This is a genomic window from Paenibacillus sp. FSL R7-0273 (assembly GCF_000758625.1).
Taxonomy (GTDB): Bacteria; Bacillota; Bacilli; order Paenibacillales; family Paenibacillaceae; genus Paenibacillus_AQ.
In genome coordinates, this window is sequence record NZ_CP009283.1 from 3,075,912 (window position 1) to 3,097,129 (window position 21,218).

Genomic DNA, 21,218 nt, shown 5'->3' on the forward strand with positions numbered 1-21,218 from the left:
CATGATACAATATAGAGAATATAGAACGTTCAGAACAAGGATGGTGTACGTGTAATGGCAATCAGATTAATTGTAAAAGAACCGGATGAGGTATTGCACAAAACAGCAAAAGCTGTAACCAAGGTAACCCCGAATGTGCAGAAGCTGCTGGATGATATGGCGGATACCATGTACGATGCGGAAGGCGTTGGCCTTGCTGCGCCGCAGGTGGGAATTCTGAAGCGCCTGATCGTTGTGGATGCTGACGAGGAGCATGGGCTGATCAAAATGATCAATCCCGAAGTCGTGAGCACAGAGGGTGAGCAGTTCGGGCCGGAAGGCTGCCTGAGCATTCCCGGCTTGAACGGGGATGTCCGCCGGGCTGAGACGGTAACTGTGCGCGGGCTTGACCGTGAGGGCAACGAGATCACAATTACCGGTAGCGGCCTTCTGGCGCGTGCATTCCTGCATGAAATTGACCATCTCAACGGGGTTCTGTTCACCGATATTGCCGAGAAGGTTTATGAATATACAGCTGAACATAGCGAGTCCGGGGAGTGAGCCGAATGAAAATTGTTTTCATGGGAACTCCGGCATTCGCCGTCCCTTCGCTGAAAATGTTAGTTGAGCAAGGCTATGAAGTGGTTGCTGTTGTAACCCAGCCGGACCGGCCGCAGGGCCGCAAGAAGACCCTCATGCCTACTCCGGTAAAGGAAGCGGCACTGGCACTGGGGCTTCCTGTACTGCAGCCGGAACGGCTTCGCCGTCCGGAGGCGGTGGCAGAGCTGGCGGAGTACGCGCCGGATCTTATCGTTACCGCTGCCTATGGGCAGATCTTGCCGAAAAGTGTACTTGATCTGCCTCCAAACGGCTGTGTGAATGTACACGGCTCTCTGCTTCCGAAATACCGCGGCGGCGCGCCGATTCAGCGCTGCATTATCAACGGGGAGAAGGTTACCGGCGTAACCCTGATGTATATGGCTGAAGGGCTGGATACCGGTGACATGATTTCACGTGTCGAGGTGCCGATCGGTGATGAGGATACTGCAGGCGATCTGTTTGAAAAGCTTAGCACAGCCGGGCGGGACCTGCTGCAGGCGGAGATGCCGCGGCTGGCGGAAGGCCGTGTTGATGCGGTGAAGCAGGATGATAATGAAGCGACCTACGCGCCGAATCTTAGCCGTGACGACGAAAGGATCGACTGGACGGCCGGCTCCCGTGACATCTATAACCGGATCCGGGGGCTGGTGCCGTTCTCCGGGGCATTCACGCTCTGGAATGGTGAAACGTTCAAGGTGTGGGCAGCCGCTAAACCGTCTGACAATCAGCAGCCGGCATCCCGGGCGCCGGGCACAGTGCTTGCGGTCAATGAGCGCGGTGTAGAGGTGAGCACCGGTGACGGTTCACTGCTGCTGACCTCTGTGCAGCCTGCCGGCAAAAAAGCGATGAGCGCCGGTGACTTCAGCCGCGGTGCGGCTATGAACACCGGGACGGTACTCGGTTGAGCGCGGGCATGAATGGCGGCGGCTCCGGCCGCGGCGGACAGAAACCCGGCCGCACGGGCGGGGGCACGAAGCCGCAGGGCAATAACGGCAGACCGGGCGGCAGTGCCGCAGCCGGCAAGGCTGCTACTGCCCGTACTGTGGCGCTAGACGTATTGGTGAGAGTCGAGCAGGAAGGAGCGTACAGCAATCTTTTACTGAACGTCAGCCTGCAGAAGGCCGGACTCAGCCGTGAGGATTCCGGGCTGGCGACGGAGCTGGTATACGGTTCCCTTTCACGTCTGATTACCTTGGATTACGTTCTGGAGGATTTCGTGAGCAAGGGCATAGCCAAGCTGACCCCTTGGGTGCGCAATCTGCTGCGCCTGAGCCTGTATCAGATTATGTATCTGGACCGGATTCCGCCGCACGCAGCTGTCAACGAGGCGGTTAATATTGCCAAAAAGCGCGGGCATCAGGGGATTTCCGGAATGGTGAACGGGGTGCTGCGCAGCGTGCTGCGGGCAGGTGAGCTGCCTGTGCTGAAGCCGGGCCTCAGTGAAGCCGAGCGGATCTCTGTTCTCCACTCCCATCCGCTCTGGATGGTGGAGCGCTGGGCAGCGGAGTACGGAATCGGGATAGCGGAGGCGATGTGTGCCGCCAATAATGAACCTCCCGCTGTCAGCGTCCGGGTGAATACGACGATGATCAGCCGGGACAAGCTGCTTGAGCAGATGCTCGGGGCAGGATTGAACGCGGCTGCTTCCAGGGTAAGCCCATACGGTATCGTCGTTAAGGGAGCAGGCAATCTGGCGTTAACCTCCTGGTATTCAGACGGCTATCTGTCCGTCCAGGATGAAAGCTCCATGCTGGTTGCGGAAGCTGTGGCACCTGAGCCTGGCATGAGAGTGCTTGACTGCTGCGCGGCTCCGGGCGGCAAAAGCGCCCATATGGGCGAGCTCATGAAGGATGACGGTTATATCTATGCCAACGATCTGCACGCCCATAAAGCAAAGCTGATCTCGGAGCAGGCTGCGCGCCTTGGCCTGGACTGTATTACAACAGGACATGCAGATGCACTGGAGCTGGCAGATGAGCTGCCCGGGCAATCCTTTGACCGGGTCCTGCTGGACGCGCCTTGCTCCGGGCTCGGCGTAATCCGCCGCAAGCCGGATCTGAAGTGGAACAAGCAGCCGGAGGATGTGGACAGTATTGCCGGCCTGCAGGGAGAGCTCCTGCAGTCTGTCTCCAGGCTGGTGAAGCCGGGAGGATTGCTGGTATACAGCACATGTACAACAGAGCAGGCAGAGAACAGTGCAATTGTCGCTGCTTTTCTGGCACGGAATCCGGACTTTGTTCCTGACAGCTTCAGCTCGCCTATCTGGGAGCGGACCCAAGATACGGCGCTTGCTGCCGGAGAAGGAATTCAGCTGCTGCCGCAGCATTTCGGAAGCGACGGATTCTATATCGCGCGGCTGCAGCGAATCTTGTAGAAAGCAGTATTAACGGAAGATTGACAGAGGTCCCGCCCGCAGATTCTGGTGCGCGGCGGGCTTTTCTTTTACCGTCTCTGAATTTTGTGTTAAAATAGGAAGAATGAGAAATAATACGCATATTCTTTAGAAGACTTGTCATATCGTCCTTGTAAGGGGCGGTATTCGTTTTGCGTTAAAAGCTCAGCTTGCTGACAGCCGTACATTCAATGATGTTTTATACTTTTATGAAAGAACAGGTGCTAACTATAATGAAACCTTTAATATATGATTTTACTCTCGAAGAGTTGCAGCAGTGGGCTAAGGATAACGGAGAGCCTGCCTTCCGCGGCGGACAGATTTTTGACTGGCTGTATGTAAAACGGGTCAATGATTTCGATGCGATGAGCAATCTGTCCAAGGGTCTGCGCGCCAAGCTGGATGAACAGTTCAGAATGAACGCCCTGACGGAAATCACCAAGCTGGAATCCAAAGACGGTACAGTGAAATTCCTGTTTGGACTGCATGATGATCATGCAATCGAAACAGTTATTATGAAGCACAACTACGGCAACAGCGTATGCGTGACGACACAGGTAGGCTGCCGGATCGGCTGCACCTTCTGTGCCTCAACACTGGGCGGGCTGAAGCGTGATCTAACTGCTGGCGAGATTGTAGCCCAGGTGGTCCGTTCCCAGCAGATCCTCGACGGACGCGGCGAGCGTGTCAGCAGTATCGTAATTATGGGTACCGGTGAGCCGTTCGAGAATTACGATGCAACCATGAGATTTCTGCGCCTGATGATCCATGAGAAGGGCCTTAACATCGGGCAGCGCCATATCACTGTCTCAACAAGCGGTATTGTCCCGAATATTTACAAATTTGCCGATGAGGACACCCAGATCAATCTGGCCATTTCGATCCATGCGCCGAATGATACGCTGCGCTCTAAGCTCATGCCGGTCAACCGCCGCTACCCGTTTGATGATGTAATTGAATCCCTGCGTTATTATCAGGCCAAGACAGGCCGCCGTATCAGCTTTGAATATGCCCTGATCGGCGGCGTCAACGATCAGCCGGAGCATGCAAAGGAGCTGGCAGGTGTTCTCAAGACGATGCTCTGCCACGTTAACCTTATTCCGGTCAACCACGTTCCGGAGCGCAAATACGTAAGAACTTCCCGCAATGATATCTTTGAATTTCAGCGTATTCTGGCCGACCATGGCGTGAACGTAACCATCCGCCGTGAGCAGGGCCATGATATTGCGGCCGCATGCGGACAGCTGCGTGCCAAACATATGGAGTTGGGGTGAGGATATTTGATCAGAACAGTTCATGCCAGTGACGTAGGGCGGGTCCGTACCGTCAATGAGGATTCGGTCTGGATCGGCGCTACACAACACGGTTATACTCTGGGGATCATTGCCGATGGTATGGGAGGGCATTTGGCGGGGGATACAGCAAGCAAGCTGGCGCTTGAGACCATGCGCAGCAAGCTGGACAGCCTGCCTCCTGACCGCAAGGACGGGGAGCTGAGTGAGGCTCTGTCCGACGCAATTATTGAAGCTAACCGTACAGTGTTTATCGAGTCTTCCAGTGATGAGAAATACCATAACATGGGGACTACTGTCGTTGCGGCCTTGCTTAACGGACCTGAAGGCTACATCGGCCACATCGGGGACAGCAGAGCCTATCTAATCAAAGACAGTACCGCAATTCAGTTAACCGAGGATCATACACTGGTCAATGAGCTGTTCAAGAACGGCCAGATCAGCCTGGAGGAGCTCGGCAGCCATCCGCGCCGCAATGTGCTGATCAGGGCGCTCGGAACTGATGCCGAGGTAAAGGCGGATATGGCTCCTGTCAGTCTTGCTCCAGGAGAGCTGCTGCTGTTATGCAGTGACGGCCTGAGTAATTTTATTAGCCAGGAGCATCTGGGCAAGGTGGCAGGCATTCATGAAATTCCTTTAGAGGAAAGAGCGGACCGCTTACTTCAACTGGCCTTGCTTGCCGGTGGCGGCGATAATATAAGCGTCGCTTTGTTAGAACATCAAGGAGAGGCCGCTGTGCCCGAGACAAAGGAGTGGAACAGATGATCGGTCACGAATTGGGCGGCCGTTACCAAGTCATCGAACGGGTCGGGGCTGGCGGCATGGCGCTTGTATACAGAGCCCATGACATCCTGCTTAACCGGAACGTCGCCATTAAAGTATTGAGAAACCAGTTTGTGCATGATGAGGAGTTCATCCGCCGTTTCCGGCGTGAGGCTCAGTCAGCCGCATCCTTATCACATCCAAACGTAGTCAGCATTTACGATGTAGGCCAGGAAGAGGATGTTCATTACATCGTAATGGAATATGTTGAAGGCAAGAACCTGAATGAAATTATTAAGGAGCGTGCGCCGCTTCAGGTGGATGAGGCTATCCGGATTGCCTCGCAAATCTGCGATGCGCTGGATCATGCCCATCAGAGCCAGATTATTCACCGTGATATCAAGCCTCATAATATACTGATCGGCCGTAACGGACGTGTTAAGGTAACGGATTTCGGGATCGCCCGTGCGGTAACCTCTACTACTATTACCCAAACTGGCTCGGTAGTCGGCTCCGTGCATTATTTTTCACCTGAGCATGCCAAAGGGGTAGCAACAGGAGAGAAGTCTGACCTGTATTCACTGGGTATTGTTCTTTACCAGATGTTAACAGGCGTGCTGCCTTTTCTGGGCGAAAGTCCGATCAGCGTAGCGCTTAAGCATCTGCAGGAGGAATTTGAAGAGCCTCGTGTATTGAATCCGCTGATTCCGCAAAGCGTAGAAAATGTAATCCTGCGTTCCATGCGTAAAAATCCGGATGAGCGCTATCAGTCAGCCAAGCAGATGCTTCAGGATCTGGAGACCTGCCTGCTGCCTGAACGGCGCAGCGAGACCAAGGCTTCCTTTCATGATGATGAGGACGAGGACCGGACCCGGATTATTCCGGCGATCAAGCCAATTCAGCATACTCTGGGCAGCCGCGGCAGCGGCGGAGGAGAAGACCGGATGCGCCGGATTGAGGATGATGAGGATGTACCGCCTGTCGCCGCTGGCCCTAAGAAACGGAAATGGGGCATGCCGGCGCTATGGGTCGGCTTAACGCTGCTTCTGCTGATTGCAATGGGCAGTGTCGCCTGGTATGTGAGGTCTCAGCTGGTTGTTCCTGAGGTTACGGTACCTAATGTAACGAACCAGTCGCTTGAAAATGCTACAGCTATGCTTGATGAAATCGGACTTATTGTGGAGGATCCGGTTGTACAGCAGTACAATCCTAACTTCGGCGAGAATGTAGTCTGGGAGCAGAGCAAAAAAGAAGGCACTGTGGTCAAAGAAGGTACGCATATCATCCTCACGGTAAGTACGGCTAAGCCTACCTCCAACATTCCCAAGCTGACCGGCGGAACCTATGATGATGCCGTAAAAGCGTTGATTGCAGAAGGTGTGGACCAGAGCCGGATCAGTCAGGACCCGCGGTTCAGTGAGGATTTTGCAGAAGGCCAGGTGATCGGCTCTGATCCGGCGGAGGGCAGTGAATATGACCCGGAAACAGCTGCGATTGTCATCTTTGTAAGCAAGGGTAAAGAGAGTAAGCCAATGCCTGACCTGACAGGCAAAACACAGAATGAAGCCAAAGCCATGCTTGAGGAAATCGGACTGGTGCTTGACGAGGTTAGCGAGGATACCAGCTATTCCGTCGAAGAAGGAAAGATTACCAAGCAGTGGCCTTATGAGCAGGGTGACCTGGTATCTCCGGGGGATAAGATCTCTGTCTCGATTAGCACCGGATATCCGCCGGAAGCGCTGAACTATACGTTCAATGTGCCAGTGGCACCGTCCAGTGACGGCAAGAAGACCAAGATCCGTATCGTCTACTCTGATGCCCGGAATGAGGGGGAGCCTCAGGAGTGGGGAACACGGACGATTGCCAAGAGCCAGGTGCTGTCCGTAAATCTGGTGCTCGCCCCTAATAAGGACGGAGCAGTCTCGATCTATCAGGACGGCGAATACATTGAAGCCTTTGAGGTCCGCTATTCGGATGCAAAGAACGGGACGGTCCAGCAGCCGGAGCCGCCGGCGACACAGACACCGGAGCCGACACCGGTGCCTACACAGGCACCGCCGGAGCCGACGATTGAGCCGGAGATTCTGCCGCCGGACTCCGAGGGCGGAGAGAATGCGGATGATGTTGACCAGACCGGATTTCTGACGGAAGAAGCCGTCCAGGCCAAGTCTAACGGTAATGGTAAAGGCAACGGCAACGGCAACGGCAACGGTAATAATAAAGACAAGAGCAAAGACCATTAACAGAGATAAGCTGCCCCCATTCCGTGTACTTATACGGGATGGCCGGTACAGCGGCGCGATGACCCGGCTCGAACCTGAGCTTGGGTCTTTTGCGCAAAATCAGGAGAGGAAGGCTCAACATGTATGCCTGAAGGTATAATTGTTAAAGCACTGAGCGGTTATTATTATGTCAAGCCGCTGCGGGACGGATTCATTGCTACAGAAGAGGAAGCGGTACAGTGCCGCGGGCGGGGAATTCTCAAGAAAAAAGGAACAGCACCGCTGGTTGGTGACCGCATTATGTACGTTTTGACCGAAAATGGTGAAGGAATGGTGGATGAAATTCTGCCCCGGGAATCGGAGCTGATCCGTCCGCCGGTTGCCAATGTCAAGCTTGCTGTACTGCTGTTTTCTGTGCGTGAGCCGGATATGAATCTCAATCTGCTTGATAAATTTCTGGTGCATATCGAGCACTCCGGCCTGGAGCCGCTGATTGTGCTGACCAAGCAGGACCTGGCTGACGATGAAGGCGAGGCTACCGCACAGGTCAAGGAAATGTATGAGAAGATCGGCTACGAGGTGCTGGTTACCAGTTCCCTTAACGGCTCGGGCAGTGAAGAGCTGCGGGCAAGGCTGGCCGGGGTGATCAGTGTATTCTCCGGACAGTCGGGTGTAGGCAAATCAACACTGCTTAACCGGCTCGTGCCCAGCCTTGAACTGGAAACAGGCGAAATCAGTATGCGCCTCGGCCGCGGGCGTCATACGACCCGCCATGTTGAGCTTATTGATATCGGCGGCGGCGGCTTCGTAGCGGATACGCCGGGCTTCAGCCAGCTGGATTTTCTTGAGCTTGGTGTGGAAGAGCTGTCGGTCTGCTTCCGTGAGTTCGCCTCCTATGCGGAGAACTGCAAGTTCCGCGGCTGCAGCCATTTGCATGAGCCGGGCTGCAAGGTCATGGAGGCCCTGCAGGCAGGCGAGATAGCAGACAGCCGGTACGAGCATTACAAGCTGTTCTATAATGAGATGAAAGACAAGAAACGGAGGTACTAACTTATGATCCTGCTAGCCCCATCCATTTTATCTGCCGATTTCGCTGCCCTTGGTGCTGAGGTTGCCAATGCTGAAGCGAGCGGAGGAGACTGGATACATGTTGATGTAATGGACGGGCACTTTGTGCCGAATATTACACTCGGCCCTCCGATTGTCAAAGCAGTAAAGGCCCATACCTCTTTGCCGCTGGATGTCCATCTGATGATTGAGCACCCGGAACGTTATATTGCGGATTTTGCCGCAGCCGGTGCAGCTGTCATTACTGTGCATGCTGAGGCTTGCGTGCATCTTCACCGCGTAATCCATCAAATTAAGGAGCTGGGCCTGATGGCCGGCGTCGCAATTAACCCGGGAACGCCGGCTTCGGCAGTGCGTGAGGTGCTTGAGGATGTCGATATGGTGCTGGTTATGACCGTGAACCCAGGCTTCGGCGGGCAGGCTTTTATTCCGAATACACTGCGCAAGATCCGGCAGATCCGCGAATGGGCAGGCGAAATGAACCGCCACAATCTGCGGATTGAAGTGGATGGCGGTATCGCTGAGAATACTGCCGGACTGGTGGCTGAGGCTGGCGCAGATGTGCTGGTTGCCGGCAACGCCGTATTTGGACGCCCTGACCGTGCAGCCGCCATACAGGCTATCAGAGAGGCTGCAGAAGCGGGTATCCGGTAAAAGTCCTTAGCAGACAAGCATTAAGGGGATTAATGGATTCAGGTATAGGCCAAGTTGTGGCCGCATAAATATGGTTACATGAGCAGAAATCTCATGTAGCCTTTTTTTGTACTTCAAGGGAGGTCTGCAGCTCGTCAGGGTTATATGAGGGTTACGAAATCAGGGTAGTCTCCTACCGTACGGCAACAATTGATGGGAGGGTTAATAATGAAATTTTACACGTTTAAACTGCCAAGATTTTTGGGAGGCTTTGTTAAGGCAATATTGAACACGTTTCAGAAGAGCTGAGTTTATAACTGAACAGAAAACATGAAAAAAAGCACCTTACAAATGTAAAGGGTGCTTTTTGCTTCATTCATATGAAATATCGCTAGATCCTGGAATAATTCCAAGACTAAACGCGTTCAACTTTACCGGCTTTCAAAGCACGGGTGCTGACGTACACGCGTTTCGGTTTGCCGTTCACAAGAATGCGGACCTTCTGAACGTTAACTCCCCAAGAACGACGGTTGCGGTTGTTTGCGTGAGACACGTGGTTACCGCTGCCTGGCTTCTTGCCTGTTACAGTACATTTGCGGGACATAGATTACACCTCCTTGTTACTTACACCTGCATAAAACAATACTTAAATATAATATCACAGCAAAATTTGCTACGTCAACCGATTCAAAAACATTTATTTCTTTTGGCTCTTATAGTACAATATAAATTAGTGTATTATGTCCAGTTAATCATTGAATTGATTAGGCATGAAGTTAGGAAGGGGAATTCTCATTGAGTAAGCGTTCTATAAACGGAGCAGATTTTACCGCAATGGTTCTGGCCGGCGCGGAGAAGCTGCAGCAGCATGCAGAGCACGTCAATTCCTTGAATGTATTTCCGGTACCGGATGGGGATACAGGAACCAATATGAATCTGACGATGACCGCAGGTGCGAACGAATTGAAAAAGAATAATACCGCCTCTGTCGGTCAATGTGCAGGAGTACTCTCCAAAGGTCTATTGATGGGCGCACGGGGGAACTCCGGCGTTATTTTGTCACAGCTGTTCAGAGGTCTTGGACGCTACGCCGCCCAATATGATGAGCTGAACACGCAGCAGTTCGCAGCAGCGCTGCAGACCGGTGTGGATACAGCCTACAAAGCAGTGGTTAAGCCAGTAGAAGGCACTATTCTTACCGTTGCTAAAGAAGCAGCCAGACATGCCGTATATTTTGCACGCCGTACGACTGATATTACGGAGCTGATGACGGAAGTGCTGGCCAAAGCGAAGGAAGCGCTGGCGAATACGCCTGAGCTGCTCCCGGTTCTGAAGCAGGTTGGAGTAGTAGACTCCGGCGGCCAGGGACTTGTCTACATTTATGAAGGATTCCACCAGTATCTGACAAGCGGCACCGCCTCTGTACAGAACACTGTGCAGGGACAAGCTACTGCGCCTGCTGCAGTACCGGCGTCTGTGCTGACCAAGCCTGCTAACGCGCCTTCATCTGTGCAGTCCTCTGCCCAATCCCAGCTTCATACGGAAGATATTGAATTTTTATATGATATGGAGTTCTTCATTAACCGCCAGCTTGGCGGGACCGGAGCTATTTTCGATGAAGAAAAATTCCGGAAAGCGTTGTCAGTGAACGGCGACTCCATTATTGTCATTTCTGACGATGAGACCATCAAGGTCCATGTACATTCGAAGACACCTGGAGATGTGCTTAATCTGGCTCTGCTGTACGGGGAAATCACCCAGATTCACATTCTTAACATGCGTGAGCAGCACCGTGACCTGCTGACGGCCGGTATGGATATTGCACCAATGCCTGAGCTGTTTGCCGAGATTCCAAAGGAGCACAGCACAGTACAGGCACCGGCGGAGCCTCCGGCGGATGACCTCGCACCATACGGCTTCATCGCGGTATCATCCGGTGACGGCATCTCTGAGATCTTCAAGAGCCTCGGCGTCGATGTCGTGCTGGCTGGCGGACAGACTATGAATCCTAGTACAGAGGATTTCGTTAATGCGATTTCTTCAATCTCCGCCAAGCATGTATATCTGCTGCCGAACAACTCTAACATTGTGCTTGCGGCACAGCAGGCCAAGGAGCTGCTTGAGGGTGAGCGTGAGGTCACCGTTATTCCGAGCAAGAGCATTCCGCAGGGAATTGCCGCTGCATTTGCCTTCCAGGAGGAGGATGCGGTGGAGACCAATACTGAGAGTATGCTGGAGGCCATTTCCCAGGTGAAATCCGGGCAGGTCACCAATGCGGTCCGCGATACGGTTATTGAAGAGCTGGAGATTAAATCCGGACAGTATATCGGGATTTCCAACTCGAAGATTGTTGCCGCTTCCGACGAGCTGCTGGCAGCCAGTCAGGCGCTGCTGGCGACAATGCTGGTGAACGGTGATGAGATTGTCACTATATTAACCGGCTCCGATGCTGAAGCAGGCGTTACAGAATCACTGGGCAGCTGGCTGGAGGAAACATACCCGCAGGTGGAAGTAGAAGTGCACGAAGGCGGACAGCCGCTGTACTACTATCTTTTCTCAGTTGAGCCTTAGGTATAATTATAGTTTGGGGAGGAAATCCATGAATCGTACGGTTATTGTCACAGACAGCACTTCAGATATCCCGCCGGCACTGGCGGAGGCGTATGGCATTGAGGTCGTGCCGCTCACGCTTATGTTCGGCGAACAGGCTTTCCGGGATAATCTGGATATGACACCGGAGCAATTCTATGAGCGTCTTCCCCGCTCACAGCAGCTGCCGACCACCTCGCAGCCGTCACCGGTTGAGTATATGAACGTGTACCGCAGCATTATGGAGCGTTATCCGGACAGTCCGGTGCTCTCCTTTCATATTTCATCAGGGCTAAGCGGAACCTACCAGTCTGCTGTGCTTGCCAAATCGATGCTGGAAGAGGAAGGGGACCATATCACTGTAGTCGATTCGTTGTCCGCTTCCTACGGCTTCGGGTTCATGGTAGTAGCTGCCGGCCGGATGGCCGCGGAAGGTAAGGAGCCTGCAGAAATACTGGAGGCCGTGGAGAAGCTGCGGCAGTCGCGCAAGCTGTATTTCCTGGTCGATACGCTTGAATATCTGCAGAAAGGCGGCAGAATCGGCAAAGCTTCTGCCATTCTGGGCACACTGCTGAACATCAAGCCGATTCTTTCCATTGATGCGGAAGGCATTATCTACGCCGTAGAGAAGGTCAGGGGCCGCAAGAAGGCGGTTGCCCGGATGATTGAGCTGTTCAAGAGCGATCTCCCGGGTGTGAATACAATCAACGTGGCCGTGGGTCATACGGCGGAACCGGCTTACGGCGAAGAATTTCTGAATGAATTGGCCGGTCACTTTACTCTGGAAGAGAAGGTGCTGACCAATATCGGTCCGGTCGTAGGCAGCCATGTCGGCAACGGGACTTTAGCCGTGTTCATTTGGCCCGCGTAAATAGGGGATGAATAAGCTGCTATCACTTGATCAAATTGAAGTCAAACAAATAACTGGCGTGAGCGCTCAAAAGCAAGGCGAGCTTCACGCCTTTGGCGTCTTTACAGTGAAGGATTTATTAGAATATTATCCGTTCCGTTATGAGGATTTCCGGCCCAAGTCGCTGAGTGAAGTCAAGCACGGTGAGAAAGCAACCCTGATTGCAAAGGTAATCGGAATTCCGGTGCTGCAGCGCTTCGGGGGCAAATCGCGGATCAGCTGTAAGCTGGTAGCGGAACCGTGGATGTTCACAGCTACCTGGTTTAATCAGCCATATGTGCGTGACCAGCTGACCGCAGGCCGTGAGGTAATGATCTCAGGTAAATGGGATCAAAAGCGCAGCCAGATTACAGTGTCCAGCTATGAATTTCCGGACCGGGGCGAGGGCAAGACCGGGACGCTTCAGCCGGTATATTCGGTTGGGGGCAAGATTACCCAGACCTGGCTGCGCAAATCCATTAATCAGGGTCTCCAGCAGTTCGGCGAGCTGATTCCGGAAATTCTGCCGCAGGTTATAATACGCAAGTATGATTTTATGCCGCGCAAAAAAGCAATCGCTACGATCCACCAGCCTGAGGATACCCGTGAAGGCCAGCAGGGACGGCGCCGGATGGTCTATGAGGAGCTGTTCCTGTTCCAGCTTAAGGTACAGGCGTTCCGGGTGCTCAATCAGGGCAGATTGGACGGAGTCCGGCATACCGTTGATAATGCGACCGTCCGCCAGTTTGTGCGGAGTCTGCCGTTTGAGCTGACGGATGCCCAGAAGCACGTGGAGCTGGAGATCCTGCAGGATATGCGCTCCGAATCCTGCATGAACCGGCTGCTGCAGGGGGATGTAGGCTCCGGAAAGACGGTGCTTGCCGCCATTGCCCTGTATGCTTCGGTTAAATCAGGCTTCCAGGGGGCGCTGATGGTGCCGACCGAAATCCTTGCCGAGCAGCATATGCGCTCCCTGACAAGGATGCTCGAGCCATTCGGGATTACCGTCGGACTACTGACCGGCAGCGTTAACGGCCGTAAACGCAAGGATCTGCTGGCTTCACTGCAGATGGGGATGATTGATATTGTGGTAGGGACCCATGCCCTGATCCAGGAGGATGTATTCTTCCGCTCGCTGGGTTTGGTGGTAACGGATGAGCAGCACCGCTTCGGGGTCAACCAGCGCAGCATACTCCGGCGTAAAGGGTACAATCCTGATGTCTTGACGATGACTGCTACGCCTATCCCGCGTACACTGGCTATAACAGTATTCGGGGATATGGATGTATCCACACTTTCGGAGCGGCCTAAAGGGCGCGTGCCAATTACCACCTATTGGGTCAAGCATGATCTGATGGAACGGGTGCTGAAGCTGGTGAACCGTGAGGTTGACCAGGGCAGACAGGCCTATCTGATTTGTCCCCTGATTGAGGAATCGGAGAAGCTGGATGTGCAGAATGCGATCGATCTGCATGTGCAGATGTCACAGGCATTCCCGGACTATTCCGTTGGCCTGCTGCACGGCAGGATGACACCTGCAGAGAAGGATGAAGTGATGCGTGCTTTTTACAGCAACGAAGTCCAGCTGCTGGTCTCTACAACCGTTGTAGAGGTTGGAGTCGATGTTCCCAATGCAACGCTTATGATTATAATGGATGCAGACCGTTTCGGCCTGTCGCAGCTGCATCAGCTGCGCGGCCGGGTCGGACGCGGCCAGCATGCCTCTTATTGTGTGCTGGTTGCCGATCCGAAATCCGAAATCGGCCGGGAACGGATGACGGCAATGACGGATACTGACGACGGGTTCGAGATATCCCGGCGTGATCTGGAGCTGCGCGGCCCCGGCGACTTCTTCGGAACCAAGCAGAGCGGTCTGCCGGAGTTCAGGCTGGCCGATATGACGGCCGATTTCGAAATTCTCGAGCAGGCCCGGGACGATGCAGCTATGCTCCTGAAGGACACCTCCTTCTGGACCTCTGCTGATTATGCCCCGCTGCGCAGCTATCTGCAGGCCGAGCAGATATTCCAGGGGGAAATCATCGATTAATTAGGCACATGCAGCAGTCTGCCCTCATATACTGTGAATGATTGGATATGACGGGAGGTGCTGCAATTGGGATATCAGCAATACGGAATCAGTCCCCAGCTGGTGGAACGCATTAAGCTGAAGATGAAGAATCCGGCAGTAAAGGACCGGATCAAGAACATGATTAACGGCATTTCCAAGCAGGAGCTGCAGGATACAGCTGTTGTGCGCAGGCTTGTAAAGAATGCTGCAGCAGTATTGAACGAGAAGCTGACCGGTGCGCAGGAGGACCAGATCATTAAGTTCGTCATTGCTCAAAAGATCGACCCGAATAATACCTTCCACCTTATCCGCCTGTGGGGCATGTTCCGCTGAGCCGGGTATACCAGGGACAACAAAAAGGCGTTTCCGCTTAACATTTGCGGAAACGTCTTTTTGATATTCGAGCCTAGAGCAGAGCTTAGCTTATCTTACGGCGTACCCATGCAGCAATGCTGTCCGGCTGATTGGTGCTAACTGTGATTGTGCTGTTCTTGTCACAGGAATGGACGATGGAGGTAAGAGCATCCTCTTCGAGTCTGCTTGCCAGACAGAACAGTACGCCAGGCTGGCCATCCTTATTGCCGGGCTGGATCAGCTTGACATCCCGCTTAAGCGAGAGCTGCAGGGCATTGCGGATTTCCTCATAGCGGCTGCTGGTAATCCAGACCGCTCTGGAACGGGAGAGGCCGCGTAGGGAGAAGCGTACACCCTCAAAGGCGAGCAGATAGGCGATAATGCTGTACATTGCCTGGTCCCAGCCGAACAGCATGCCTCCGGCAAGCAGAATGCAGCAGTTAAACAGCATGATGACTACTTCGGCTGATTTGGCCGGCCCTCCGTCAGTTAACAGAAAGCCTTGTTCTTTGGCATTTCCTGAGAGTCCGCCTGACCGGATCATGATGCCGATCCCGAGACCAAGGCAGAGTCCTCCGGCAACAGCTGCAATCAGCGGGTCAGCGGATACTGCCGGAAAATGATGCAGCGCCAGCGAGCCGACGGTGAGGCAAACCAGGCCAAGCAGGGTGTACAATGCAAAACGCAGGTTAATCTGCCGGCGTGTCAGCAGAATAAACGGCAGATTGAACAGGAACAGAAACAGGCCAAGCCGCATTTCAGTAAGATGGGCCAGCAGCGCCGACAAGCCGGCAATGCCTCCAAGCACGAGCTTGTGCGGCATCAGGAACAGCTCGAGTCCGACCGCTGCCAGCAGACCTCCAAAGATGACACAGAGAATACGGATTAGCTTGGTACGGCCTGGAGCCGGAAGTCTATGATTTAAAGGTTGATTCATCCAAGGGTTCCTCCTTCGGCAGGGAAACTGTATTGTGTGCCGCCGTAGCGGCGGGAGCAGTATGGTTAGTGTTAAGAGGCTGTTAGACAGTTGGATGAACGGTATGATCTCACATAATTCGAAGTATATTTAAGCTGGCGGAGCAGCAGGAGCTTCAAACGGTTATAAAAGACCGGATACAGCAGGACGAAGCATACTGCCAGCCACGTATCCTGAGAGACAGACAAGGGGCTTCCATGATGGACACTGCGCAAAACCGGCACAGACTTCGGCAAAGGCGCGTGCAAACGGGCAGGCTGGGTCACTTTATGCTCATAACGTTCAATATGCGGATATTGCTCGGGCTCGGCAAGATTAGCTGCACCGGCAGAGGCGGCGAGCGTCATGAGCAGCAGAAGAGGAACAAGCGCTGCACGAAGCCAGACTGTAAGCGGTTTACCTGCGGGATATGTCATTATGGAAACACCTCCTTACTGTATCATATAGTGTAAGCATAGCATATGTTTCAAGGCAGGACCAATTGAACGCCCGCTTTCACAGCCGGAAAATAACCGTGAAGCTGAAGCATAGTGAGTAAATAAGAGTATTTTAAAGAAAAAAAGGATTTATGAACATTTTTTTGCCACAAATGTCCTTAATTGACGACATAATGAATGATTACAGACTTGTCATCGTTAGGCAACAGAATAAAAGAGCGGAACAGCCGTCTAACCGGCTCTCCGCCCTTTATGGACGCTTAAAGTACGCGCTGCATGTGCAATATAACATTATTCCAATAGCCTGAATCAAGCTCGCTGATCTGTACGCCGGGCTCGCCCCAGGTATGAATAAACTTGCCGCTGCCGATATAAATGCCGACATGCCCTGGGACAGCGTCGCTTTCGAATCGTCCCGGAACGGTAAAGAAAATCAGATCTCCTGCTTTAAGGTCATTGCGGTTAACCCGCCGCCCGATATTATCCTGGTCACGCGCCAGCCGGGGAAGGTCTACGCCGAATTTTCTGAATACATGACGGGTAAAGGAGGAGCAGTCGAATTTCTTGGTCTCTTCATAGGAGCCGGCGCCGAAGTCGTAAGGGACTCCCAGGAATTTTTTGGCAAAAGCGATCAGCTCGTCTGTGTCTACATTGGATGCACTTTGAATCCGCAGCGTTCCTGGAGCTCCCTTGCCGGAGGCCGTACCATTCATTACACCCTTGTCCTTATCGGTCGGAGGGGCAATGTTAATCTCGCCGGTTGTCGGATTCCAGCCCACCTCAGTCTGAAGCAGCTTGGAAAGGGCTGTAGGGGTGATGTAGATCTGGCCGTTACGGCGGATAGGGGCATCCGGCAGCGTCACCTTCTCTCCGAGAGAAAATACCTGGGCGGAGTCGGGCTTCAGCATGTACATCACATCGGTATAGCCGATTTTGGCATAGCCGCCGCTTGTGCTGTCATCCTTCAGCCGGTATCCGAGGGAGGCTGCCGCCGGCTTGAGCGGTATCCAGAACTTTCCCTGGTTGTCGGTAACGTATGATTTTTCATAATAGCTGCCGGCAAAGGCGCCTGAAGGTGTGATGGAGTTTGCTTTAGGCTTTTGCTCCGCCTGATAAGATCCGCAGGCGCTGCCTGTCATGGTTAGAGCGATAAGCATTGCTGCTGCTGCCGATTTTTTGTTGACGGTTATCTTCATCATGTATGTCACGCTCCATTTGTTCAAACTGTAGCTTCATTTTGCGCAAATAGCCGTATTTTATAAGAGTGGACTTGCTGGGTAGGCTTCCTGTTCCTGTATGGATCAGAGCCTTTGCAGCTGAGCTTGTCGACATTGTGCGGATATTGTAATATCTGGATTGCTGATTTACGATTGACGGATAAACAACCTCCATATAATATAAAGTTTAATAGAAATGCTGTATCTAATGAGAGATTGATGTGAGCTTTCGCTTTAATGCTTTTAAAGATGAAAGCGATAATGCTGAGTCGCTCACTTTGATACACGCGCTGATACCGTAAACAGAAAAGGGGTTATCTGATGAAGAAATCGAAACTTTGGGCCGGTCTGGGCCTGTGCCTGATGCTGGTTGCTGCAGGCTGCGGAAATAACAATGCGGTTAACACGGAGGCAGCGAATTCCGGGAATACACCGGCTGCTTCAACCAACGCACCTGCAGATGCAGCCAAATCCTACAAGATTGCTATTTCGCAATATGTTGAGCATCCGTCGCTGGATGCTACACGTGACGGCTTTCTGGCTGCATTGAAGGATGCCGGTATTGTCGAAGGCGAGAACCTGACAGTAGACCTGCAGAACGCCCAGGCGGACCAGGCCAACAACCTCTCCATTGCACAGAAAATTGCCGGAGACAAAAATGATCTGGTGCTGGGTATTGCCACACCTTCCGCTCAGGCGGTCGTGCAGAATGTTAAGGATACGCCGATTCTGTTCGCTGCAGTAACGGACCCGCTGGATGCCAAGATTGTCAGCGACCTTGATCATCCGGGCGGCAATGTTTCCGGTGCATCGGATACCAACCCTGAGGCTATTACCCGGCTGATGAACTTCATTGCCACCCAGTTCCCGGATGTGAAGAAGCTCGGCCTTGTCATTAATGAAGGTGAACCCAATGCGGTTGTTATGGCGGGTATTGCCAAGGAAGAGCTGGACAAGCACGGGATTGAGCTGGTGAAGGCGGCAATTACTAATACTTCAGAAGTAAAGCAGGCAGCAGAATCTTTGGTGGGACGTGTAGATGCCTTCTACATCACCCTGGATAACTCGGTCGTAAGCGGCGTTGATGCTGTTATCCAGACTGCTAACGACAATAAGCTGCCGTTCTTCTCGGCGGACCGCGATACGGTTGAGAAGGGCGCTTTTGCCACCGTCGGCTTCAAATACTATGACCATGGCTACCAGGTTGGGGAAATGGCTGTTGATGTCCTTAAGAACGGCACAAGCCCTGGCGACATGAAGGTTACTATGCAGGAGAAGCTGGACCTGATTATTAACCTGAAGGCTGCTGCGGCTCAAGGAATTGAAGTTACTGATGCCATCAAGGCTGAAGTGAGCGATCAGGAGAACAATATCATTCAATAAAAGCCAGACATCATAATGGGGCGATCCCGTAAGGGACGCCTCTTGCCGCTTGAAGGGGGAAGTCACCAATGTATAATTCAATGCTCGGAGCCGTGGAAATGGGCCTCTTGTATGCGTTTATGGCTTTAGGGGTTTACATCACGTTCCGGATTCTCGATTTTCCTGATTTGACTGTAGACGGAAGCTTTACAACCGGCGGGGCTATCGCCGCTGTAATGATTACGAACGGAGCCGCACCGTGGCTGGCTACGCTTTGTGCGCTCGCCGGCGGTATGCTGGCAGGAATGTGTACAGGCCTGCTGCACACGAAGGGCAAGATCAACGGACTGCTGTCAGGAATTCTCATGATGATTGCGCTTTATTCCATCAATCTGCGGATTCTCGGCAAACCTAACGTTTCACTGATGGGGGAGAACACGCTGTTCAGCTCCATCGATCCATTGCTTGTTATGCCTTTTGTTGTCATTCTGGTCAAAGTTCTGATGGATCTGTTCCTGCGGACTGATCTTGGACTTGCCCTGCGGGCGACCGGTGACAATTCACGGATGATCCGCAGCTTTGGGGTCAACACAGATACTACGACTATTCTCGGCATCAGTCTGTCGAACGGTATGGTTGCACTCTCTGGTGCACTTATCGCCCAGTACTCGACTTTTGCCGATTCATCTATGGGTATTGGTATGATCGTTATCGGTCTGGCTTCCGTTATTATCGGGGAAGCGATCTTCGGAGCGGGCAGTGTCTTCCGGGCTACCCTGGCAGCGGTTCTGGGCTCAATCGTATACCGGATTGTTGTGGCACTCGCCCTGCGTGTGCCTTGGCTGGAAGCCTCGGATTTAAAGCTGATTACAGCAATCATCGTTATCGTAGCCCTGCTGTTCCCGTCGGTTCAGCGCTATCTCAAGACGAAGAGCACGGCACGCAGACGTACAGCTGAGCTGGCAGAGCAGGCCTTGCGCAGCAAGAAAGGGGGAACAGCCAATGCTAAAGCTTGATAATGTGTCCAAGCTGTTCAATCCCGGTACGCCTGACGAAAAAATCGCCCTGCTGGGCATCGACCTGGAGCTGAAGGCCGGCGATTTTGTAACGATCATCGGCAGTAACGGTGCAGGCAAGTCTACATTAATGAATGTGATCTCCGGTGTGATGAAGCCGGACCTGGGTGAAGCGCGGATTGAAGGGAATTCAATCAGTCATCTGCCTGAGTTCCAGCGGGCCCGCTGGATCGGCCGGGTCTTCCAGGACCCGATGGCCGGTACAGCCCCGCATATGACGATTGAAGAGAATCTGGCGATGGCCTACAAGCGCGGCCAGACCCGCGGCCTCGCCTTCGGGGTGAATGCGGCCAGACGTACTGTATTCCGTGAACAATTGAGCCGCCTGGGCATCGGCCTTGAGAACCGGCTGCGGGCCAAGGTGGGGCTGTTATCCGGAGGGGAGCGGCAGGCGCTGAGCCTGCTGATGGCAACCTTTACCCAGCCGCAGATTCTGCTGCTGGACGAGCATACGGCAGCGCTTGACCCTGCCCGTGCAGACCTGATCACCAAGCTGACAGAGAATATCGTCCGTGAAATGAAGCTGACCACACTGATGGTTACCCATAATATGGAGCAGGCCATCCGTCTGGGCAACCGCCTGATTATGATGGATAAAGGCTCCATTATCCTCGACATTGACGAAACGCGCAAAAAGGATCTGACTGTTGAACGCCTGCTGGGAGAGTTCGAAACCATTAGCGGACATAAGCTGGCAGATGACCGGATGATGCTGGGGTAAGCTGAATCCATACACACCGAAGGACCGTGCAGAATAACCTGCACGGTCCTTCGGTGTGTTTAGGTGTCTCTATTTATACTGCTGCCGCCAGCGCTTCTCTCAGCTGTGCCAGGTGACGCTCCTCATGAATGCCGACAAAATCAACCCACTGGGCCACATCCATCATACCGAAGACCGGGTGCGGATATACTCTGCGGCTCCATATATCCTTGTCACTCTGTGCCAGCACTGCTTCCAGCGCGGCCCGGGATTGGTCCAGCCGCGCCCGGACGTCACCCAGCGGGATAAATTCCCCAGCCGGAACCAGATGTGCAGGTGCATCAATAAAGCGTGAGCGGTCTAGCGTCAGCTGGTAGGGCTTTGGCTCAGCGGTTGTGTCACTGTCCGCTGCAAGAGCCTGCATAATGCCGGCGGTGATTGCTTTTTCCATCAGATAAAGATGCTCCATGATTTGCACGGCCGACCATTTGCCCTCAGCAGGCTTCAGGTTCAGCGTTTCTGACGACAGGCCTGATACGGCCTCGTAAATCTGCCCGCGGATGTCTTCATTATGCGTCATCATCATTGTAGTCTCCTTTGCA

21 protein-coding genes are annotated in these 21,218 nt (G+C 53.3%); 16 read left to right on the forward strand and 5 right to left on the reverse strand.

What is annotated here, in order from left to right; genetic code table 11:
- The first annotated feature begins 54 nt into the window (after positions 1–54).
- The 9 genes from def to spoVM all read left to right on the forward strand — a co-directional run bounded on the left by def (position 55) and on the right by spoVM (position 9,257).
- Positions 55–540 carry a peptide deformylase gene (gene def, locus R70723_RS13120; protein WP_039872627.1) on the forward strand — a complete coding sequence of 162 codons (486 nt, stop codon included), beginning with the start codon at positions 55–57 and terminating at the stop codon, positions 538–540.
- Between the two features lie 5 nt (positions 541–545).
- A complete protein-coding gene (gene fmt, locus R70723_RS13125) occupies positions 546–1,484 on the forward strand; it encodes a methionyl-tRNA formyltransferase (protein WP_039872630.1) in 939 nt (312 codons plus the stop codon).
- A gap of 8 nt (positions 1,485–1,492) precedes the next feature.
- Positions 1,493–2,953, forward strand: coding sequence for a 16S rRNA (cytosine(967)-C(5))-methyltransferase RsmB (gene rsmB, locus R70723_RS13130; protein ID WP_039878701.1), 1,461 nt, complete (start codon positions 1,493–1,495; stop codon positions 2,951–2,953).
- Positions 2,954–3,204: 251 nt separating this feature from the next.
- Positions 3,205–4,245 carry a dual-specificity RNA methyltransferase RlmN gene (gene rlmN / locus R70723_RS13135; RefSeq protein ID WP_039872632.1) on the forward strand — a complete coding sequence of 347 codons (1,041 nt, stop codon included), beginning with the start codon at positions 3,205–3,207 and terminating at the stop codon, positions 4,243–4,245.
- A gap of 6 nt (positions 4,246–4,251) precedes the next feature.
- Positions 4,252–5,028, forward strand: coding sequence for a Stp1/IreP family PP2C-type Ser/Thr phosphatase (locus tag R70723_RS13140; RefSeq protein ID WP_039872635.1), 777 nt, complete (start codon positions 4,252–4,254; stop codon positions 5,026–5,028).
- A complete protein-coding gene (gene pknB, locus R70723_RS13145) occupies positions 5,025–7,268 on the forward strand; it encodes a Stk1 family PASTA domain-containing Ser/Thr kinase (RefSeq protein WP_039872637.1) in 2,244 nt (747 codons plus the stop codon). Before R70723_RS13140 ends, pknB begins: the two co-directional genes overlap by 4 nt.
- Before the next feature lie 123 nt (positions 7,269–7,391).
- Positions 7,392–8,297 (forward strand): ribosome small subunit-dependent GTPase A, encoded by a 906-nt coding sequence (rsgA, locus tag R70723_RS13150; RefSeq protein WP_039872638.1) that lies wholly within the window; start codon positions 7,392–7,394, stop codon positions 8,295–8,297.
- A 3-nt stretch (positions 8,298–8,300) separates the two neighbouring features.
- Positions 8,301–8,969 (forward strand): ribulose-phosphate 3-epimerase, encoded by a 669-nt coding sequence (gene rpe, locus R70723_RS13155; protein WP_039872640.1) that lies wholly within the window; start codon positions 8,301–8,303, stop codon positions 8,967–8,969.
- Between the two features lie 207 nt (positions 8,970–9,176).
- Positions 9,177–9,257 (forward strand): stage V sporulation protein SpoVM, encoded by an 81-nt coding sequence (gene spoVM, locus R70723_RS13160; RefSeq protein ID WP_020431362.1) that lies wholly within the window; start codon positions 9,177–9,179, stop codon positions 9,255–9,257.
- 106 nt (positions 9,258–9,363) lie between these two features.
- Here spoVM and rpmB read toward each other — a convergent pair whose 3' ends face one another.
- Positions 9,364–9,552, reverse strand: a complete 189-nt coding sequence (gene rpmB / locus R70723_RS13165; protein ID WP_019911441.1) for a 50S ribosomal protein L28 — start codon at positions 9,550–9,552, stop codon at positions 9,364–9,366.
- A 191-nt stretch (positions 9,553–9,743) separates the two neighbouring features.
- Here rpmB and R70723_RS13170 point away from each other — a divergent pair, with 191 nt between their 5' ends.
- From R70723_RS13170 to R70723_RS13185, 4 genes are all read left to right on the forward strand, one after another.
- Positions 9,744–11,519, forward strand: coding sequence for a DAK2 domain-containing protein (locus R70723_RS13170; RefSeq protein WP_039872646.1), 1,776 nt, complete (start codon positions 9,744–9,746; stop codon positions 11,517–11,519).
- 28 nt (positions 11,520–11,547) lie between these two features.
- Entirely contained in the window at positions 11,548–12,408 is an 861-nt protein-coding gene (locus tag R70723_RS13175; RefSeq protein WP_039872655.1) for a DegV family protein, read from the forward strand.
- Between the two features lie 7 nt (positions 12,409–12,415).
- The gene (gene recG, locus R70723_RS13180) at positions 12,416–14,473 is read left to right on the forward strand and encodes an ATP-dependent DNA helicase RecG (protein WP_039872658.1); all 2,058 of its coding nucleotides are present in this window, start codon (positions 12,416–12,418) and stop codon (positions 14,471–14,473) included.
- A 66-nt stretch (positions 14,474–14,539) separates the two neighbouring features.
- Entirely contained in the window at positions 14,540–14,827 is a 288-nt protein-coding gene (locus R70723_RS13185) for a stage VI sporulation protein F (protein ID WP_039872660.1), read from the forward strand.
- A gap of 85 nt (positions 14,828–14,912) precedes the next feature.
- Here the strand turns inward: R70723_RS13185 and R70723_RS13190 are convergent, their stop codons facing one another.
- From R70723_RS13190 to R70723_RS13200, 3 genes are all read right to left on the reverse strand, one after another.
- Positions 14,913–15,785, reverse strand: a complete 873-nt coding sequence (locus R70723_RS13190) for a YitT family protein (protein WP_047171119.1) — start codon at positions 15,783–15,785, stop codon at positions 14,913–14,915.
- A gap of 71 nt (positions 15,786–15,856) precedes the next feature.
- Positions 15,857–16,240, reverse strand: coding sequence for a hypothetical protein (locus R70723_RS13195; RefSeq protein WP_039872664.1), 384 nt, complete (start codon positions 16,238–16,240; stop codon positions 15,857–15,859).
- A gap of 281 nt (positions 16,241–16,521) precedes the next feature.
- Entirely contained in the window at positions 16,522–17,460 is a 939-nt protein-coding gene (locus R70723_RS13200; protein ID WP_231574879.1) for a C40 family peptidase, read from the reverse strand.
- Between the two features lie 339 nt (positions 17,461–17,799).
- Here R70723_RS13200 and R70723_RS13205 point away from each other — a divergent pair, with 339 nt between their 5' ends.
- From R70723_RS13205 to R70723_RS13215, 3 genes are all read left to right on the forward strand, one after another.
- A complete protein-coding gene (locus R70723_RS13205; RefSeq protein ID WP_039872667.1) occupies positions 17,800–18,861 on the forward strand; it encodes an ABC transporter substrate-binding protein in 1,062 nt (353 codons plus the stop codon).
- 68 nt (positions 18,862–18,929) lie between these two features.
- Positions 18,930–19,856 (forward strand): ABC transporter permease, encoded by a 927-nt coding sequence (locus R70723_RS13210; protein WP_039872671.1) that lies wholly within the window; start codon positions 18,930–18,932, stop codon positions 19,854–19,856.
- Complete coding sequence (locus R70723_RS13215; RefSeq protein WP_039872675.1) at positions 19,843–20,637, forward strand: ABC transporter ATP-binding protein; 795 nt, start codon at positions 19,843–19,845, stop codon at positions 20,635–20,637. The genes R70723_RS13210 and R70723_RS13215 overlap by 14 nt, the downstream gene beginning before the upstream one ends.
- A 73-nt stretch (positions 20,638–20,710) precedes the next feature.
- On the opposite strand, the gene R70723_RS13220 is transcribed toward R70723_RS13215, so the two are convergent.
- The gene (locus tag R70723_RS13220; protein WP_081957371.1) at positions 20,711–21,202 is read right to left on the reverse strand and encodes a DinB family protein; all 492 of its coding nucleotides are present in this window, start codon (positions 21,200–21,202) and stop codon (positions 20,711–20,713) included.
- Between the last annotated feature and the right edge of the window lie 16 nt (positions 21,203–21,218).

What these genes read in the sequence shown, in the direction of transcription:
- def (WP_039872627.1), top strand. Translation starts at nt 55, where the DNA reads ATGGCAATCAGATTAATTGTAAAAGAACCGGATGAGGTATTGCACAAA.
- fmt (WP_039872630.1), top strand. Translation starts at nt 546, where the DNA reads ATGAAAATTGTTTTCATGGGAACTCCGGCATTCGCCGTCCCTTCGCTG.
- rsmB (WP_039878701.1), top strand. Translation starts at nt 1,493, where the DNA reads ATGAATGGCGGCGGCTCCGGCCGCGGCGGACAGAAACCCGGCCGCACG.
- rlmN (WP_039872632.1), top strand. Translation starts at nt 3,205, where the DNA reads ATGAAACCTTTAATATATGATTTTACTCTCGAAGAGTTGCAGCAGTGG.
- pknB (WP_039872637.1), top strand. Translation starts at nt 5,025, where the DNA reads ATGATCGGTCACGAATTGGGCGGCCGTTACCAAGTCATCGAACGGGTC.
- rsgA (WP_039872638.1), top strand. Translation starts at nt 7,392, where the DNA reads ATGCCTGAAGGTATAATTGTTAAAGCACTGAGCGGTTATTATTATGTC.
- rpe (WP_039872640.1), top strand. Translation starts at nt 8,301, where the DNA reads ATGATCCTGCTAGCCCCATCCATTTTATCTGCCGATTTCGCTGCCCTT.
- spoVM (WP_020431362.1), top strand. Translation starts at nt 9,177, where the DNA reads ATGAAATTTTACACGTTTAAACTGCCAAGATTTTTGGGAGGCTTTGTT.
- rpmB (WP_019911441.1), bottom strand. Translation starts at nt 9,552, where the DNA reads ATGTCCCGCAAATGTACTGTAACAGGCAAGAAGCCAGGCAGCGGTAAC.
- R70723_RS13175 (WP_039872655.1), top strand. Translation starts at nt 11,548, where the DNA reads ATGAATCGTACGGTTATTGTCACAGACAGCACTTCAGATATCCCGCCG.
- recG (WP_039872658.1), top strand. Translation starts at nt 12,416, where the DNA reads ATGAATAAGCTGCTATCACTTGATCAAATTGAAGTCAAACAAATAACT.
- R70723_RS13190 (WP_047171119.1), bottom strand. Translation starts at nt 15,785, where the DNA reads ATGAATCAACCTTTAAATCATAGACTTCCGGCTCCAGGCCGTACCAAG.
- R70723_RS13195 (WP_039872664.1), bottom strand. Translation starts at nt 16,240, where the DNA reads ATGACATATCCCGCAGGTAAACCGCTTACAGTCTGGCTTCGTGCAGCG.
- R70723_RS13200 (WP_231574879.1), bottom strand. Translation starts at nt 17,460, where the DNA reads ATGATGAAGATAACCGTCAACAAAAAATCGGCAGCAGCAGCAATGCTT.
- R70723_RS13205 (WP_039872667.1), top strand. Translation starts at nt 17,800, where the DNA reads ATGAAGAAATCGAAACTTTGGGCCGGTCTGGGCCTGTGCCTGATGCTG.
- R70723_RS13210 (WP_039872671.1), top strand. Translation starts at nt 18,930, where the DNA reads ATGTATAATTCAATGCTCGGAGCCGTGGAAATGGGCCTCTTGTATGCG.
- R70723_RS13215 (WP_039872675.1), top strand. Translation starts at nt 19,843, where the DNA reads ATGCTAAAGCTTGATAATGTGTCCAAGCTGTTCAATCCCGGTACGCCT.
- R70723_RS13220 (WP_081957371.1), bottom strand. Translation starts at nt 21,202, where the DNA reads ATGATGATGACGCATAATGAAGACATCCGCGGGCAGATTTACGAGGCC.